14 protein-coding genes are annotated in these 15131 nt (G+C 70.7%); 6 read left to right on the plus strand and 8 right to left on the minus strand.

Going from position 1 to position 15131, the window contains the following annotated elements; translation table 11 throughout:
- Nucleotide 1 precedes the first annotated feature (1 nt).
- From DNK54_RS11060 to DNK54_RS11080, 5 genes are all read right to left on the minus strand, one after another.
- Entirely contained in the window at nt 2-826 is an 825-nt protein-coding gene (locus DNK54_RS11060) for an ABC transporter permease (protein ID WP_110206995.1), read from the minus strand.
- Entirely contained in the window at nt 823-1728 is a 906-nt protein-coding gene (locus DNK54_RS11065; protein WP_204164520.1) for an ABC transporter permease, read from the minus strand. The genes DNK54_RS11060 and DNK54_RS11065 overlap by 4 nt, the downstream gene beginning before the upstream one ends.
- Nucleotides 1725-2777: a polyamine ABC transporter substrate-binding protein gene (locus tag DNK54_RS11070; protein WP_204164521.1), complete on the minus strand. Its 1053-nt coding sequence runs from the start codon at nt 2775-2777 to the stop codon at nt 1725-1727. The genes DNK54_RS11065 and DNK54_RS11070 overlap by 4 nt, the downstream gene beginning before the upstream one ends.
- Before the next feature lie 284 nt (nt 2778-3061).
- Entirely contained in the window at nt 3062-3700 is a 639-nt protein-coding gene (locus DNK54_RS11075) for an MBL fold metallo-hydrolase (RefSeq protein ID WP_110206996.1), read from the minus strand.
- A 135-nt stretch (nt 3701-3835) separates the two neighbouring features.
- Nucleotides 3836-4870, minus strand: a complete 1035-nt coding sequence (locus DNK54_RS11080) for a DUF1707 SHOCT-like domain-containing protein (RefSeq protein WP_110206997.1) — start codon at nt 4868-4870, stop codon at nt 3836-3838.
- Between the two features lie 181 nt (nt 4871-5051).
- Between DNK54_RS11080 and DNK54_RS11085 the strand changes: the two genes are divergently transcribed.
- Nucleotides 5052-6896, plus strand: a complete 1845-nt coding sequence (locus DNK54_RS11085; RefSeq protein ID WP_162602405.1) for a sensor histidine kinase — start codon at nt 5052-5054, stop codon at nt 6894-6896.
- Nucleotides 6897-6904: 8 nt separating this feature from the next.
- On the opposite strand, the gene menD is transcribed toward DNK54_RS11085, so the two are convergent.
- The 3 genes from menD to DNK54_RS11100 form a co-directional block, all read right to left on the minus strand.
- Nucleotides 6905-8530, minus strand: a complete 1626-nt coding sequence (gene menD, locus DNK54_RS11090) for a 2-succinyl-5-enolpyruvyl-6-hydroxy-3-cyclohexene-1-carboxylic-acid synthase (RefSeq protein WP_110206999.1) — start codon at nt 8528-8530, stop codon at nt 6905-6907.
- The gene (locus tag DNK54_RS11095) at nt 8527-9504 is read right to left on the minus strand and encodes an o-succinylbenzoate synthase (RefSeq protein ID WP_239460044.1); all 978 of its coding nucleotides are present in this window, start codon (nt 9502-9504) and stop codon (nt 8527-8529) included. Before DNK54_RS11095 ends, menD begins: the two co-directional genes overlap by 4 nt.
- Before the next feature lie 121 nt (nt 9505-9625).
- Nucleotides 9626-10765, minus strand: coding sequence for an AMP-binding protein (locus DNK54_RS11100; protein WP_110207001.1), 1140 nt, complete (start codon nt 10763-10765; stop codon nt 9626-9628).
- 101 nt (nt 10766-10866) lie between these two features.
- Here DNK54_RS11100 and DNK54_RS11105 point away from each other — a divergent pair, with 101 nt between their 5' ends.
- The 5 genes from DNK54_RS11105 (at nt 10867) to DNK54_RS11120 (ending at nt 15011) form a co-directional block, all read left to right on the plus strand.
- Nucleotides 10867-11352, plus strand: coding sequence for a GNAT family N-acetyltransferase (locus DNK54_RS11105; protein ID WP_110207002.1), 486 nt, complete (start codon nt 10867-10869; stop codon nt 11350-11352).
- A 35-nt stretch (nt 11353-11387) separates the two neighbouring features.
- Complete coding sequence (locus DNK54_RS11110; RefSeq protein ID WP_110207003.1) at nt 11388-12275, plus strand: 1,4-dihydroxy-2-naphthoate polyprenyltransferase; 888 nt, start codon at nt 11388-11390, stop codon at nt 12273-12275.
- A gap of 85 nt (nt 12276-12360) precedes the next feature.
- Nucleotides 12361-13206, plus strand: a complete 846-nt coding sequence (locus DNK54_RS11115; RefSeq protein ID WP_110207004.1) for an acyl-CoA thioesterase domain-containing protein — start codon at nt 12361-12363, stop codon at nt 13204-13206.
- Nucleotides 13207-13271: 65 nt separating this feature from the next.
- On the plus strand, nt 13272-13394 hold the full coding sequence (locus DNK54_RS21700; RefSeq protein WP_275426257.1) for a hypothetical protein: 123 nt from the start codon (nt 13272-13274) through the stop codon (nt 13392-13394).
- Nucleotides 13395-13649: 255 nt separating this feature from the next.
- Nucleotides 13650-15011 carry a TrpB-like pyridoxal phosphate-dependent enzyme gene (locus DNK54_RS11120; protein ID WP_110207005.1) on the plus strand — a complete coding sequence of 454 codons (1362 nt, stop codon included), beginning with the start codon at nt 13650-13652 and terminating at the stop codon, nt 15009-15011.
- The last annotated feature ends 120 nt before the right edge of the window (nt 15012-15131 follow it).

Below are 15131 nucleotides of genomic sequence, written 5' to 3' on the forward strand. Positions count from 1 at the left end.
GTCAGGCACCTGTGCTGTCGGAGGAGAGGTTGCGGCGGGCGAGCAGGCGTTGCACCAGTCGGCCCAGGCCGATGATCAGGAAGCAGCCGACGATGACGAGCAGCGCCAGGCTGGAGATGGCGGCCAGGGTGGGATCGATCTGGACCCGGATACCGGCCCACATCTTGACCGGCAAGGTGGTGAGCGTCGGGCCGGACATGAAGATCGCGACGACCACCTCGTCCCAGCTGGTGATGAAGGCGAAGAGCGCCCCGGCCAGCATGTTGGGCAGGATCGCCGGGAGCGTGATCCGGAAGAAGGTGCTGACCGGTCCGGCACCGAGGTTCATCGAGGCCATCTCGAGGCGCCGGTCGACGGCGACCAGTCCGGCACAGACGTTGATCATCACGTAGGGCACGCCCAGACAGGTGTGCACCAGGACGAACCCGAGAGTGGTCTCGGTGAGTCCCACTTCGAGGAACGCGATATAGACGGCAAGGCCGACGATCACGTACGGCACGATCAGCGGGGCCAGCAGCACCATGAGCACGGGCCCCCGGAAGGGGAACCTGCCGCGCACCAGAGCGAGCGCCGCCAAGGTGCCCAGCACCACGCTGAGGATGGCCGAGAGCGCAGCGACGCGAAGGCTGGCGGTTGCCGCCTCCAGCCAGGTGGGGTCGAGCTTGAGCTCCTCGAACCACTGCCAGGTGAAGCCCTTCGGCGGGAACGTGAGGAAGGCGCTGTCGGAGACCGACATCGGCAGGATGATCAGGATCGGCAGCAGGATGTAGGCACCGATCAGGGCGGCCAGCAGGATCAGGCCGGCCCGGGTGAGTACACGCGTCATGACCGCCCCATCAACATGCGTTCGAGGTTCATGAACCGGCTCGCGATGGCGAGCAGGACGAAGGTGGTGGAGAGCAGGAGGACCGCGAGGGCAGCGGCGAAGCCGAACTGCAGCACGGTGCTCACCTGCTGCACGATGAGCTCGCCGATCATGGTGTTCTTCGGCCCGCCCAGCATCGCCGGGGTGATGTAGTAGCCGAGCGCCTGGATGAAGGTCAGCAGAAGACCGGCGGCCACGCCCGGCATGCTCAGCGGGACGAACACCCGCCAGAAGGCACCGGACGGCCGGTCGCCCAGACCCTGGGCGGCCTTGGTCAGCCGGGTGTCGATGTTGCGCATCGTGGCGTAGATCGGGAGAACGGCGAAGGGCAGGGCCACCTGGACCATGCCGAAGATGACGCCCTTCATCGTGCGCATGATCGGGAACGGCTCACTGATCAGACCGACGTCCTGGGCAATCGTGTTGAGCACTCCCGTGTCGCGCAGCAGCAGCACCAGCGCGAAGCTCCGCACCAGGACACTGGTCCAGAACGGCACCAGCACCAGGAGCAGCAGCACGGTGCGCCAGACGGGCGTCGCGATCGTCATGAGGTAGGCGTACGGGTACGCGAGCAGCAGCGTCACCGCGGTCACGCTCAGGGCGATGACGAAGGTGTTGGTGAGGATCTTGAGGTAGAGCGACTCCGCGAAGATCTCGCGGTAGTTGTCCAGGCCCAGCGTCGGGTCGGTGAAGCTCTTGGCGATGAGCATGCCCAGCGGGACCACGAAGATCACGGCCAGGAACACCACCAGCGGCAGGATCAGCAGACCCCAGCCGTCCACGGTGAAGTAGGCCCGGAGCCGGGAGGGGCGGGCGCTGCGGCGCCCGGCCCCTCCCCGCCCGGTGGTCTGCGCGAGACTCACTTGGCGATCCAGGTGTTGAAGCGCTTGGTGACCTCGTCGTAGTTCTCCGCCCAGTAGTCGTAGTTCATCAGGGCGGCGGACTGCTCGTTGACCTCGGCACCACCGGCGACGTCGGGCTGGACGTCGGCGGGCACCAGCTCCACCGCCTGCGGCGAGGCCGGGCCGTAGCCGGACGCGGTCACGTCGTCGGCCTGGGCCTGCGGGTTCTCGAGGAACCAGACCATCCAGTCCTGCGCCAGCTCGGCGTTCTTGTATCCCTTGGGGATGACGATCTGGTCGTAGGAGATCAGGTTCTGGCCGTACTCGTTGGCCACCGGCTCGCCGGCCTTCGCGGCCTGCGTGACGCGACCGTTCCAGGCCTGGACCAGGGGCGCCTCACCGCTGGCCACCAGCTGGATCTGCTGGTCACCGGTGTCGTACCAGACGATGTCGTCCTTGATGGAGTCGAGCTTGCGGAAGGCGCGGTCGAGGTCGAGCGGGTAGAGCTCGTCGGGCGCGACGCCGTCGGCCAGGAGCGCTGCCTCGAAGATGCCGCCGGTGACGTACTTCCAGAAGCCGCGCTTGCCGGGGAACGCCTTCGTGTCGAAGAACTCCGCCCAGTTGGTCGGGTGCTTGTCGCCGAACTTGTCGGTGTTGTAGGCGATGCTGAAGGTGTACTGGAGGATCGGGATGGCGCAGTCGTTCATCTGCGCGGGGTCGATCTCCGCCTTCTGCGCCGCCTCGACGACGCGCTCCGGCAGCTTCTCGAGCTTGCCCGCGTCGCAGGCGCTCTTGGCGTAGTTGGGTTCGACCTCGGCCAGACCCCAGCTGACCTTGCCCGACTTCACCTGGGCGTCCAGCTTGGCGTAGTCGGTCGGCGAGTCCTGGCGGATGCTGACGTCCGCCTCCTTCGCCCACGGCGTGAAGTAGGACTTGACGTGCGCCTCCTGCGCCTGCCCACCCCACATGGTGACGGTCACTGAGTCCGAGTCCTCGCCACCGCCACACGCTGCAACGGAGAGCACGAGTGCCGCCGTCGACACCAGAGAGATCGCCTTCGTCCGCATCATGGCTCCTTTTTTGACTGATGGATTAGTTATATATGAAAGCGTGACCCGGGTCACCCGTCAAGACCTCCCGCCAGAAAAGTTCCCGAGGGCCGTCCGACAGCCTCGAACCGGGCGCCTTCAGGCGGACGTCCTGCCCATCGGCGGCGCGGGCGACCACCTCGCAGGACGCACCGCGCAACGTCCTGCTTCCTGGTCACCGAGGCAGCCGCAAGGCAGGACGCAACGACGCGGCGTACGACGCCACGGCGGCATCGGCATCGGCCCTCAGCGGCGCCGCAAGCGGGTCAGAGGTCGAGGTCGCTGCCGTCCGGGATCCGCTGCCAGCTCTGACCGGACGGCAGGAGGGCGTCCATCTGCGTCTGGAGGATGCCGTGAGCGGCCTCGGTGTAGATGCGGTCGTGGATCGCGAGGTTGCGGGGTGCCGCGACGGCTCGGGCGAAGTCGACCGCCTCGCTGGCCTTGAGCCACGGCGCACTGGCCGGTCCGCAGAGGACGTCGACACGCACCTCCGGCAGGGTCAGCGAGTCGCCGGGGTGGTAGACGGTGGCGTCGCCCAGTCCGACGAGATAGCCGCTGTTGGAGAAGCGCGGCAGGTCGGGGTGGATCACCGCGTGCAGCTCACCGACGACGGTGACCGGCAGACCGAGATCGAGCAGCTCCCCCGGCGCCACCACACGGACCCGGGAGGCGAGCTCCGGCGCCTCGGCGGCGATCTTCCGAGCCACCGCATCGATCGTGACGATCGGCGCATCGCTCGCGCGCAGCAGGTCCGCGGTGTAGTGGTCCGGATGCTCGTGGGTGATCAGCAGTGCGTCGGCCCCGGCGACGGCGTCGACCTCGGTGAACATGCCGGGGTCGATCACCAGGCGCACCCCGGCGTGCTCCAACCGCACGCATGCGTGGCCGAACTTCGTGATCCGCACCCGGCCAGCCTACGCACGCGAGCCCCGTGGCCGCACCACAGGAGGCTCCACCCGTCAGGGCCTGCCGGCATTCGCCCTGGTGGCGGAACCTCCAAGACCACGCAGATGCGAACCGGGGCCGGGCCGGCGGGTCGGTCAGTGGTCGTGGCTGTCGTAGCGGACCCGGCCGCTGAAGTCCGACTGGACGTAGCCGGTCTGACCACCGCCGTTCACGTACACCCACAGCGTCGGCGCCGAGTCCGAGTCGCGGCGTACCACGACATAGCGGCTCTCCACGTCGTCCACGCCTCGGCCGGCCTTGCGCAGCAGACCGGGCAGGAGCCGTGGGGAGAGGTCTGCCAGGTCGAAGGCCGGGTCAGTGGATGTCCCCCGGCTCTGGGCCTCCAGCGCGCCGTCGTAGTAATAGAGCGTGGACCTGGAGCCGGAGGGCACCATCAGCACCGCGTAGCCGTCGTAGACCGTCGCCATCGTCACCTCCGTACTGCCCACCTCTGCGGCGAGTGTGGCGACCATCCGGTCCCAGCCCCGGCGGGTGAGCAGCTCCGGCGACTCCTTCGCCACAACGCTGCGACTGCTCGACTCCGAACCGCTGTCGAAGGAGGAGACGATCCCGATCAGCCCGATGAGCGGACCGACCAGCGAGATACCCACGAACGCGGCGATCACCGCGAAGAGGCAGCCCTTCCGGTTCGCGGGCCTGACGGGGAACTGCGGTGCCGCAGGTCGCGTCCGGAAACCGGCGAAGCCGGGTGGGCCCGGCGCCGGAGCGGCTCCCGGGCGCGGGCTTCCCACCGCGGCCCACGGCGCGGGAGCGTTCGAGGCCGGCAGAGCCGGCCCGGCGGGATGCGCCCACGGCGGCGGGTTCGGCGACGTCGTGCCGACGCCAGGAGGCGGCTCGGAGCGGGGAATCGGCGCGGCTTCTGCGGGCGAGGAGGCGCCGAGCGCGGGCTCCACCGTCGGCGCCGGGACGACCTCCGGCTCCTGAAACGCACCGGCCGGCAACCGCAGGTCGCGCAGGTGCACCTCGATATCGTCCAGCGAGCTCGCATGCGCCAGGTCCTGGATCCTGCGGTCACGGTCGAGCGCGGTGATCCGGCCGGCCGCGGCTGCCTCCCGCACCATGGCCATGGCGGCGTCGCGCTCCGCCTGGTGCTTTCGCCCGAAGATCACCCCTCGATGCTAGGTCACGCCCTAGAGGGAAGCGCTGGTTCAGGTCGCGGCACGCCACAGGCGAGATCGACCAGCACGTCTCGAGCGCCCGCGAGCAGGACGCACCTCCGTCATGAACCACCGAGCCGACCGTCTCATCATCAGGAGACGCGTCAGCAGTCTCCTGATCGGAGAGAGCGACGTGACCACAGCAGCCGGATCAGCGGAGGGGTCGCCACGCCCTTCCGCGCCTGGCGGCTCCCGCTATCGGCGCCCCCGGCGTACCCCGCCCCGGTCGGCGACCGCGGTCGAGGTGCTCCAGCCGTTCGATGCCGTGCGCGCGGGCGTCGCGGTGAGCGCACTGGCCTTGGTCGACGAGCACCTGCGCGGGGAACTGGAGGCGATCCTGCGCGACGTGGTCGAGCTGACCGGCTTCCAGGTGGCGGCCGTCGCGCGGCTGCGCGACGACGACCATCTCCAGATGATCGCCGAGGTCGGGGCCGGGATCAGCCCCGAGCAGATGGAGGAGTCAGCCATCCCCCTCGACCTCTGGCTGGCCTGTGTCGGCCAGTCGGGCGACTGGGGCCTATGGAAGTTCTCCTCCGCCGAGGACGTCTCGGAGGAGGTGCTGGCCCACACCTGGATCGCAGACCTGCCCGACGCCACCGGCGAGGACGACTGGGATCCGCGCAACGAGCTCGTCTGCCCGATCTACGACACCGAGGAGCGCCTGGTCGCCAGCTTGCTGGTCGACGTGCCGGGCGACGGCAAGCTGCCCGGCGCGGCGCGACGGCAGCACCTCAACCAGGTCGGGGCCCTGGCCTCGCGCGCCATCCTTGCCGCCATCGAGCGCGAGGAGACCCGGCAGCGGCTCCGGCTGCTGCATGCCGTGCGGGCCGCAGCCGCCCCGAGCGACGAGAGCTCCTTCGGTCAGGTCATGTACGCCGCCACCGCGGCCCTGGAGGCCGGCGTCGTCGCCGACCGGGTGGGGGTGGTGTGGTTCGCGTCCGACCTCACCGTCGAGCAGCGCACCGTGACTCCCACCATGGTGGGGCGCCCTCGCTGGACGGACGCGGTCGTCGACCGCGACCAGGTCGTCGCCTGGTGGAGCCACGACGAGGTCGGGCGCACACCGCCGCGACGGCGTGACGACGGCAGCCGGCAGGCCGGCCTCCTGGTCGTACCGATCGGGACCGACCGTGCCTGTCTCGGTGCCCTCGCCCTGGAGCGCAGCGCCATCCGGGCGCCGTGGACGCGCGCCGAGGTCCGCGGGGCGCGCGAGTTCGCCGCCGAGCTCGCCCACGCCGCCCAACAGCACCTCGGCCGCCGCGAGGAGCAGCAGCTGGTCGACGAGCTACGCGAGACCGTCGAGGAGCACTCCCGCCTCGCCGCGGGGGTCCGCCACGACCTGGGCGCACCGCTCGGCGCCATCCGCAACTACCTCGATCTGTTGACCACCGCGCAGGACAACCCGCAACTGCATCAACGCATCCTCGACGCCCTCCGAGTCGGCACCGCGGAGGTGCAGGAGGTGGCGCAGGCTCTCCATGCCTTCCACCGCGCCGAGGAGGCCGGCGACGTCCTCGACGACGTACCCGTCGACGTGGTCGCCCTGCTGCGGGAGACAACCGAGCTCTACACCGTGCGCGCCGAGAACGCCGACCTCACCCTGACCCTCGAGGCGACCGCCTCCGAGGCACTGGTGAGCGGTTCGGCGACCGAGCTGCGCCGGGTCCTGAGCAACCTGACCTCGAACGCGATCAAGTACACGCCGAGCGGCGGCAAGGTGGTGATCCGCGTCGATCGGTCCGAGCACCAGGTGACGCTGAGCTGGACCGACACCGGGATCGGGATGAGCGCACCCGAGCTGGAGCGGATCTGGGACGACTTCTGGCGCAGTGACGATCCCTGGGTGCGCTCGCGCCCCGGGACGGGGTTGGGGATGGTCATCGTCGCGCGGCTCGTCGCCGACCTCGGCGGCCAGGTCGAGATCGCCTCGGAGCCGCAGGTGGGCACCACCGTGTGGGTGCGGCTCCCGATGCTCTGACGGCTGGCTCACTCCAGGGTGAGCGACTGCGCGAGCTCCCGGATCCGGGCATCGAGCTCGCGGCGGTTGTCGCGGCGTACGCGGACCTCGACCACCTCGATCCCGCCGTTGGGTGACGCCAGGGCCTGCTCCAGCTCGGCTCGCGACTCGACCCGCCAGTGCGGCGTACGGGTCGCGGCACACAGCGCGGCGAGGTCGACGCCGTGCGGCGTGCCGAAGACCCGGTCGAAGCTCTCGGCGTACGCCGGGTCGCCCTGCTCGAGCACGGTGAAGATCGAGCCGCCGTCGTCGTTCACCACGATGAGGGTCAGGTCCGGTCGCGGCTCGTCCGGGCCGAGCACCAGGCCTCCCGCGTCGTGCAGGAACGTCACATCGCCGAGCAGCGCGAAGCTGCGGGTGGACTGCGGGCGGCCGAGAGCGGCACCGATCGCCGCCGAGACGGTGCCGTCGATGCCAGCCAGGCCACGGTTGGACAGATACATCCGGTGCTCCCCGACGGGATGGGGGCGGGCGAGCAGGTCAAGATCGCGGATCGGGCTGGACGCGCCGATGAAGAGCAGACCCCCCGGCGGTACGGCATCGCTCACCGTCGCCGCCACCTGATAGGCCGTGAGCTCACCCTCCTGGGCCAGCAGGCGCCCGATCCTGCGGGAGAGGTCCCGGTCGGCCTGCTGCCATCGAGCCAACCAGTGCGGGTCTGCGGTTCCCTGCGGTGCCAGTGCCTCCGCGTGCCGCCGTACCGGGAACGGCCGCTCCCTCCAGACTCCCGGCGCCGGGAGCGCCACCACCTCTACGTCGGGGCGCTCCAGCAGCCGGGTCACCGGGCGCGACAGCGTCGGGTGACCACCGACCACGACCCGCTGGATCTCTGCCCCGAGGGCGGTCCCCAGCAGCAGGCGATAGGCGCGGATCGCGTGCTCACCGGTGCGCGCCCCGCTGCTCGGCTCGGCCAGCAGCGGCCAACCGGCCTGCTCGGCCAGGCGGCGTACGGCGGGACCGGCGTCGTCCCCGGCGACCACGACGGTGCGCGGGCCGAGGTCGATCGGCTCGGGCTCCACCGTCGGCCAGATCATCCGGCGGCGCGGCAGGGCGGGCTCGGCCCGCGACTCCCAGCGACCGTCGGGCACCAGCGGAAGCTCCAGCTGGACGTTGATGTGGATCGGGCGGTCGGGTGCACCGAGCGCCTTGCGCAAGTCGGTGCGATCATCTCCGGCGGCCACGTCGAAGCAGCGGGCAGCGGCACCGAAGATGCCGACCTGGTCGGTCGTCTGCGCAGCGCCGGTGCCTCGGAGGCGGGCCGGACGGTCGGCGGTCAGCAGGGTCAGCGGCACCCCGGCATGCGCCGCTTCGAGCACCGCCGGATGCAGGTTGGCCACCGCGGTTCCGGAGGTGCAGACCACCGCGGTCGGTCGCCCGGCCTTTCCCAGCCCGAGGGCGAGGAACCCGGCCGAGCGCTCGTCGATGCGAGTGTGCAGACGCAGCGCTCCCGCCCGGTCCGCCTCCCAGACGGCGAAGCCGAGCGGCGCATTGCGTGACCCCGGCGAGAGCACCACGTCGGTAGTGCCGGCGGCCACGATCTCCTCGACGAGCTCCCGCGCAAGGCGGGTGGACGGGTTCACGGGCGGCGGGATCATCGGGGTGGATCCTCCCTCACCCCGGCGGCAGCGCGGTAGTCGAGCACCTCCTGGTGCCGGCGCCGCCACCAGCGTTGACGCTCCTCCGGGGCGCGTGCACCGGCGAGCAGCGCTGGTTCGGGACGCAGCGCGCCGGTCGGCGGCACCCGCAGGACGCCTTGATCGGGCAGCAGCCGCTCGGCGAGGAGGTCGGCTTGCATGAGCTGTGCGGTGGCCAGCCCGCAGGCGTGCGGAAGGTCCGGCAGCGCAGCGGCCAACGCGACTCCGGCCGCGAGACCGAGACTCGACTCGAGCGCGCTGGAGACCACGACCGGCAGGCCGATCTCCTCCGCGATCCGCAGGCAGGCGCGGACGCCCCCCAGCGGCTGGACCTTCAGCACCGCGATGTCGGCGGCCTCCAGATCACGGACGCGGTAGGGGTCCGCTGCTCGTCGGATCGACTCGTCGGCCGCGATCGGCACCGCCACCCGGCGGCGAACGACGGCCAAGGACTCGACATCGGGGACCGGCTGCTCGACGTACTCCAGACCCCGCGCGGCGCGGTCGAGGGCAGCGATCGCAGCCACCGCGGTGTCGACGTCCCAGCCGCCGTTGGCGTCGACCCGGATCAGCCCGCCCGGGCCGAGGGCATCGCGGACGGCCTCCACCCGAGCTATGTCGTCGGCGAGCCGCTGTCCCCGCTCGGCGACCTTGACCTTCGCGGTGCGGCAGCCCCCGGACGTGGTGATGGCATGGGCCCGCTCGGGATCGGTCGCCGGCACCGTGACGTTGACCGGCACCTCCTCCCGCACCGGCGTCGGCCAGTCACCGGCTGCCGCCTCCTCGGCGCACCGCAGCCAGGGCTCGACCTCCGCGACGTCGTACTCGACGAACGGGCTCCACTCCCCCCAACCGCCAGGGCCGCCGATCAGTGCCCCCTCACGCACGTCCAGCCCACGAAAGCGGGTGTGCAGCGGCAGTCGCCAGGCGATCAGCTCACTCACAGCTCCCCTTTCGCACTGCTTCGATGAATGAAGGTGGCGTCTCAACCTACTGAAGCTGGCATCTCGACCTGCCGAAGGTGGCGTCTCGACCTGTCGAAGGTGGCGTCTCGACCTACTGAAGCTGGCGTCTCGACGTGGCGAGGGAGCGGAGCGCGAGGCGGTCGAGCTTGCCGTTCTCCAGCAGCGGGAACGCATCGACCACGACCACCTGCCGGGGCGCCCAGCGCCGATCGATCCCCGCCCCCGACGCGACCCACTCCCGCACCGCTCCTACCGCCGAGGCGTCACCGAGAACAGGTCGAGTGGCCACCTTCGGCAGGTCGAGTGGCCAGCTTCGGCAGGTCGAAGCGCCAGCTTCATCAGGTTGAGAAGCCACGTTCGGTCGCACGAAGGCGACCACGCGCTGCCCCCACTCCTCATCCGGTACGCCGATCACGTGGCACTCCGCGACCTCTGGGTGTTCGCGCAACCTGGCTGCGACGGCCGGGGTCGGCACGTTGACGCCGCCGCTGATCACCACATCGTCGACGCGGCCGAGCACCTGCAACCGCCCGTCCTCGAAGCGGCCGAGATCGCTGGTCACCAACCACCCGCCGACGAGGGTGGCAGCAGTGAGCTCGGGGTCGCCCTCGTAGCCGTCGAAGAGCATCGGCCCGCCGATCAGGAGGCGGCCGGAGTCGTCGATGGTGATCTCGACACCGGCCAGCGGCACGCCGTCGTAGACGCAGCCACCGCTCGTCTCGCTCGACCCGTACGTCGCCACGACCGTCACGCCGGCATCCTCGGCACGAGCGCGCAGCACCGGGTCGATCGGCCCGCCCCCGAGCAGTACGGCGTCAAGCCTCGCGAGCGCGTCGGTCGTCGCGGGATCCTCCAGCAGCCGGTGCAGTTGGGTCGGCACCAGCGACGTGTAGCAGCGCCCGGACCCGGCCTCCTGGACCGCGGCGACCCAGTCGCCGTCGACGACGATCGGCGGCCGGCCGGCTCGCAGGGAGCGGAGCGCGACCTGGAGTCCGGCGACATAGGTGACCGGGAGCGCGAGCAGCCAGCACCCGGCGCCCCCCAACCGTTCGTGGGTCGCGTCCGCAGACGCGAGCAGCGCGCGTCGGGAGAGCTCGACCCGCTTCGGCCGACCTGTCGATCCGGAGGTCTCGACGATCAGCGCGGCCGGTTCGTCCACCTCCGCCAGCCATCGGCTCAGGGCCGCGACCACGTCGGTCGTCTCACCCCGCACCGGCCTCAGTGACGTCACCCGGTCACGCTATCGCTCCAGGGGCGGTCACCGGCGTCCGGTGGCGAGGACCGTGCGCGACGGGCACGGTCTGCGGCCCGACAGCCGGGTTGAATGGATCTGTGCCCACCACAACGCCGACCTGGCTCGACCTCGCGCCCGCCGACCTCAGCACCCGCCAGCTCCACGACCTGCTCCGACTGCGCAACGAGGTGTTCATCGTCGAGCAGGACTGCCCCTATCCCGACATCGACGGACACGACCTGGCAGCCACGACCCGTCACCTGCTCGCGCTCGACGGCGACAACCTGCTTGCCTGCAGCCGGTTCCTCGCCGGACCGGCGGCCGTGCGGATCGGTCGCATCGTCGTCGCGCCGGGCGGCCGCGGCACCGGTCTGGGCCGCGAGCTGGTGGCCCGCAGCATCGACCTCTGCCTCGCCCACTGGCCCGGGCGACCGGTGCTGATCTCCGCACAGGCGCATCTGCGCCGGTTCTACGAGGAGTTCGGGTTCGTCGCGACCGGATCGGAGTACGACGAGGACGGCATCCCGCACCTCGACATGCAGCTCCGAGTCGACGGCGGCGCGCCCGCATCCCGCACTCAGTAGGCGCAGCGCGGCTCGGTGCGGTTGAATCGTCAGCCATGGCCTCCCCCTCGCAGTGGATCGCCGGTGCCCGGCCCCGGACCCTCCCCGCAGCCCTCGCACCGGTGCTCACCGGTACCGCGGTGGCCGCGCACCACCACGAGGCAGTGGGGTGGAAGGCGCTGCTCGCCCTCGTCGTCTCGCTCGCCCTCCAGGTCGGCGTCAACTACGCCAACGACTACTCCGACGGGATCCGCGGCACCGACGCCGACCGGGTCGGCCCACAGCGCCTGGTCGGCTCCGGGCTCGTCGAGCCGGCCCTGGTCAAGCGCGCCGCCTTCCTCAGCTTCGGCGTGGCCGCTGCCGCGGGGCTGGTACTCGCGGCCACCACCGCCTGGTGGCTGGTGGCGGTCGGCCTGGTCTGCGTCATCGCTGCCTGGTTCTACACCGGCGGCTCCAAGCCCTACGGCTACCTCGGCCTCGGCGAGGTGATGGTCTTCGTCTTCTTCGGCCTGGTCGCCGTCATGGGCACCACCTTCGTGCAGACCGGCTCGACCAGCCGCGCTCCGGTGCTCGACTCCCTCTGGGCCGCGGTGCCGATCGGCGCCCTCGCGTGCGCGGTCCTGGTGGCCAACAACCTGCGTGACATCCCGACCGACACCGAGTCGGGGAAGCTGACGCTCGCCGTACGGCTGGGCGCGGAGCGGACCCGGCTCTTCTTCGCCGCTCTGGTGCTCCTGGCGGCGGTCGGTGTGGTCGGACTGGCCGCCACCACGACCTGGTGGGCGCTGACCGGGCTGGTGCTGGTGCCGATGGCGGGTCGGCCACTGCGCCGGGTGCTGACCGGCAAGACCGGACCGGCGCTGATCCCGGTGCTGCAGCAGATCGGTGTCGCGCAGCTTGGCTGTGCCGTCGCGATCTTCGCAGCGCTCACGCTCACCGCCTGACTGCCAGCCCGCAGAGTGGGCGGGCGTCGTACGCCGGCCGGCAGCACCTGCCACAATTGCTGGGTCCTACAACTGAGGAGCGCCCGTGGACATCTCGTTCTTCCGCCGCGAGGGTGAGCAGCTCGTGCCCACCGAGGTGGCCCGCAGCCTGTGGTCCGCGGAGCAGATGCACGGCGTCGCGATCAGCGGTGCCCTCGGCCTCACGGCCGAGCACACGATCCTCGGCCTGGGACGCGACGACCTGGTGCCCAGCCGGCACACGGTCGACCTCTTCCGACCAGCGGCGATGGCTCCCTGCGACCTGGTCGCCGACGTGGTCCGCGAAGGCAACCGGTTGGCACTGGTCGACGTGCGCCTCGAGCAGGAGGGTGAGCTGATGGCGCGTGCGTCCGTGCTCTTCCTCAAGCCCACCGAGGAGCCGCCCGGCCAGGTCTGGAAGCCCACCGACCTGCCCGTGCCGCCTCCGCTCGACGTGGCCCCGCCGGCCTCGGGACCACGGCCACCGCTCTTCCACAGCGCCGAGGGCTGGTCGCCCGACTTCCTGGCGCACCAGAACGCCGAGCACAAGACGATCTGGAACACCGTGCCCTGGATCGTCTCGGGTGAGCAGCCGAGCGGCTTCGCCGCCGCCGCGGCGGTCGCCGACTCGACGACGCTGGTCACCAACTGGGGCACCGCCGGCGTGAACTACATCAACGCCGACGTCACTCTGACCCTTGCCCGTCGCCCGGTCAGCCCCGAGATCGGGCTCTGCGCGCTCGACCACACGTCGTACGACGGGGTCTCGGTGGGCAGCGCGCTCGTCTTCGACCGCGAGGGCCCCCTCGGTACGTCGATCGTCACCGCGGTCTCCAACGCCAAGCGCACCGTCGACTTCGGCAACGCCTTCAAGCGCAACAGCAAGGGCAGCGACCCCACCACCCGCGTCTGAGCACCTGTTCACAGAAGGCTCGGCCGTCGCGAGCAGCGCATCCTGCCGCGCCGTAGGCTGACAGCATGTGGCTCTTGATCCTGCTGTTGGTCGTCGCCGTCGGCTTCGCGGTCTACAAGCTGCGGGCACCGATCCTCGCGAAGGTGCTCGGGCAGTCGCGCTCGCGGATCGACCGGCACCTGAAGTAGACGGTCCTCGTTGTCAGTGTTGCGCCAGTAGGGGCTGGCGAGGTGGGCGCAGTTCCAGTGCGTGCACGAGTGCTGCCGACGAGGGAGCCGTGGCGGAGCCACCGCGACTGAGGAGAATGTGCTCAGGTGCGTGCTGGGGCGGCGGCCAGCCGGCCTCTGCCCGACTGGCGCAATCACTAGGACCGGCCGCCGCCGCGCCCTCCCTGTGGTGTTGGATGTGCTCATCCGAGCCGCGACCACCCGGGAGAGACACCCATGAGCGAGCCCCGCAAGATCCTTCTCGACGAGTCGGAGATGCCGACGCATTGGTACAACATCGTCGCGGACCTGCCGACTCCTCCGCCGCCGCCGTTGCACCCGGCGACCCACCAGCCCGTCGGGCCTGACGACCTGGCGCCGCTCTTCCCGCCGGAGCTGATCGCCCAGGAGGTCACCACCGAGCGTTACGTGGAGATCCCGGAGCCGGTCCGCGAGGTCTACCAGCAGTACCGGCCCTCCCCGCTCTACCGTGCCCTCAACCTGGAGCAGAAGCTCGGCACACCGGCGCGGATCTACTACAAGTACGAGGGCGTCTCGCCGGCTGGCTCGCACAAGGTCAACACCTCCGTGCCGCAGGTCTACTACAACAAGATCAACGGCATCACCCGGCTGACCACCGAGACCGGCGCAGGCCAGTGGGGTACAGCGCTCTCCTACGCCTGCTCGCTCTTCGGCCTGGAGTGCGAGGTCTGGCAGGTCGGGGCGTCGTACGACACGAAGCCGCAGCGCCGCACGCTGATCGAGGTCTTCGGCGGCAAGGTGCACCGGTCGCCGAGCCGGATGACCGAGTCCGGCAAGGCGTTCCCCGAGGACCACCCAGGTTCGCTGGGCATCGCGATCTCCGAGGCCGTCGAGCTCGCCGCGCAGGACGAGGGAGCGAAGTACGCCCTCGGTTCCGTGCTCAACCACGTGCTGCTGCACCAGACGATCTCCGGCGAGGAGACGCTCAAGCAGCTGGCGAAGGCCGGCGAGTCCGGCGCCGACCTGGTGATCGGTTGCGCCGGCGGCGGGTCGAACTTCGCCGGACTGGCGTTCCCGTTCCTGCGGGAGAAGCTGGCGGGCAACCAGAGCCCGCGGATCCTCGCGGTCGAGCCCGCCTCCTGCCCGACACTGACCCGCGGCGAGTACCGCTACGACTTCGGCGACACCGCGGGCCTGACGCCGCTGATGAAGATGTATACGCTGGGCCACGACTTCGTGCCATCCCCGATCCACGCCGGCGGCCTTCGCTACCACGGCATGGCACCGCTGGTCTCGCACACCGTGCACGAGGGTCTGATCGAGGCCACCTCGCTGCACCAGAGCGAGTGCTTCGAAGCAGCGGTCGAGTTCGCCCGTACCGAAGGCATCGTGCCCGCCCCCGAGTCCTCGCACGCTCTTGCCCAGGCCCGTCGCGAGGCGCTTGCCGCCAAGGAGTTGGGCGAGGAGAAGGTCATCGTGATCCTGCTCTCGGGCCACGGGCTGCTCGAGCTCGGCGCCTACGACTCCTACCTCGGCGGTCGCCTTGAGGACGACCCGCTCTCCGACGCGGACCTCCAGCAGGCCCTCGCCGCGGTCCCGGTGGTCGAGGGCTACTGATATGTAGTCCCTGTCTGTCAAGAGGCATGGCGAGACGCCGCCGCGGCTGGTTGCTGCGGCGGCGTCTCTGTTCTGGGTTGGGGGTCGCGACGGGCGGAGCGTGTCTGGCGACGCACGCGG

This window comes from Nocardioides daejeonensis (assembly GCF_003194585.1).
In the GTDB taxonomy this organism is placed as follows: Bacteria; Actinomycetota; Actinomycetes; order Propionibacteriales; family Nocardioidaceae; genus Nocardioides; species Nocardioides daejeonensis.